This is a genomic window from Rhizobium sp. BR 362 (assembly GCF_036528765.1).
GTDB lineage: Bacteria > Pseudomonadota > Alphaproteobacteria > Rhizobiales > Rhizobiaceae > Rhizobium.
In genome coordinates this window covers 1-1,782 of record NZ_JARWGH010000088.1, presented here as the reverse complement: position 1 = coordinate 1,782, position 1,782 = coordinate 1, and the positions used below count along the sequence as shown (strand labels likewise).

Below are 1,782 nucleotides of genomic sequence, written 5' to 3'. Positions count from 1 at the left end.
GGCCCATCAGTTTGAAGAGGCCTGGATCGGTCTTTTCCTCGAGATAGGCATCGTGGACGCGTGGCGCGAGTTCGGCTTCSGCAAAGGCCTCCGCGGACTCGCGGATCATGCGCTCTTCTTCGGAAAGCTGGTCATTGAGGAGGAACGGGTCGTTCCAGGAGAACGGCGTTTGAGAATGAGTGGTCGCCAACGAAATGCCCTCGTCTCTAGAAACCAATACAATGTCACCCTTATGCATATAGAGATTGTGTGGAGGTCCTGATAACGCTATTTTGCCGTTGTCTTATTCATGGAATGAATGATCCAGCATTGCGACCGCGCCGATTTGTTCCGTCGATTAGCCTGCTATGCGCCTTCGAGGCGGTGCTGCGAACCGGCTCGACGGCCGCAGCCGCTCGCGAACTGAGCCTGACCCAGAGCACGGTTAGTCGCCTCGTTCAGAATCTCGAAGAACAGCTCGGGCGACCGCTGTTCGAACGAAGCCGGCAGAAGCTCATTCCGACCGAGGCAGCGAAGGCTTATGGTCGCGACATTCGCAGAGCCCTTGACCTCATTCAGCGCGGAACGATGGAGTTTTCGTCGAATCCCGGTGGTGGCGTTTTGTCACTCGCCATCCTGCCGGCCTWTGGCACAAGATGGCTTGCCCCGCGTCTTGGCAGCTTTCTTACAGCGCATCCGGGGATCACGATAAACCTTGCGACGCGCCTTAAGCGATTTAACTTCGACGCGGAGGGCTTTGACGCAGCGATCCATTTTGGTACCGACGATTGGCGCGATGCCGGCCATATGCTCCTTTTCGAAGAATCGGTAACCGCCTGCATTTCGCCGACGCTGCTACAACAGACCAGGATAGACACGCCTGAGGATCTTCACGGACTACCATTGTTGCAACTGGAAACTCGCACGGATGCCTGGCGGGTCTGGTTCAAAGCGCATGGTACGCAACCTCCGACCATCACCGGCATGCTGTTCGATCAATTCGCTACAATGACACAGGCCGCGATAGCCGGTTTAGGTGTAGCCCTGCTGCCCGACTATCTTGCGAAGACCGAGATTGAGGAAGGTCGCCTACAACCTGTGCTGAAAGAAGGAGTGGTGGGGTTTGGTGCCTACTGGCTCGTCTGGCCCTCAACACGCCCAAACTATCCGCCCCTCGCTGCTTTTAAGAGTTGGCTCGGCGCGCAGGTCGGTACTTCCCAGGCATAGGCAGTCGCGGACGCGCAGCAAACCAGTGACCAGGCGGTTCATCAGGTCGGCCTCTTCCCGCGAATTAGCGCCCTAAGTTCCAAAGAGTGCAGTTTCGGCAGTGAAGCTGGGTGAGTGAGTGAAAGAATGGCTCTGGAAAACAGGTACTTGGTGGATGTCATCGCCAAACAGCCCGTTGCGCTTCCAAAAACAGGCTATTTGTTGCTTTCTGAACGATCAGAACTCATCGCAACAGTCTGATAAAGCAGAAAAATCGAGAGCGCTTGACCGACGAAAAAGCAACACTTCCCAAATGACCGTCCAGTTCCATAAGGTATCTTATGCGATATGTTATTGTAAGGGCTATTTAGTAATGCGACAGTTGGGCCAGTTAGAGATGCGACAGTCTCGCCTCTCGACGCACTGGTCAATGCCAACGTTGGGAGCAAGGATGACGACCTTCAGCCTGGTCGAGACCATGAGCGGTTGGAGTTGTCGTGTCCTGTTTGATCACCATGTCGCAGAAAGAGTTGCATCGCCTCGAAGTCGTCCGGAAGATCCGCGGTCAGCGTCTGAGCGTTGTCCAGGCTGCCGAAC

The 1,782-nt window shown here is 55.4% G+C and carries 2 protein-coding genes; one reads left to right on the top strand and one right to left on the bottom strand.

All coding sequences use genetic code 11. The features are described from left to right. A partial coding sequence (locus QDY28_RS30825; protein ID WP_331384854.1) for an acyl-CoA dehydrogenase family protein occupies nt 1–190 on the bottom strand: 190 nt, incomplete at its 3' end. Nucleotides 191–294: 104 nt separating this feature from the next. Between QDY28_RS30825 and QDY28_RS30820 the strand changes: the two genes are divergently transcribed. Further along, nucleotides 295–1,206: a LysR family transcriptional regulator gene (locus tag QDY28_RS30820; protein WP_331384853.1), complete on the top strand. Its 912-nt coding sequence runs from the start codon at nt 295–297 to the stop codon at nt 1,204–1,206. The last annotated feature ends 576 nt before the right edge of the window (nt 1,207–1,782 follow it).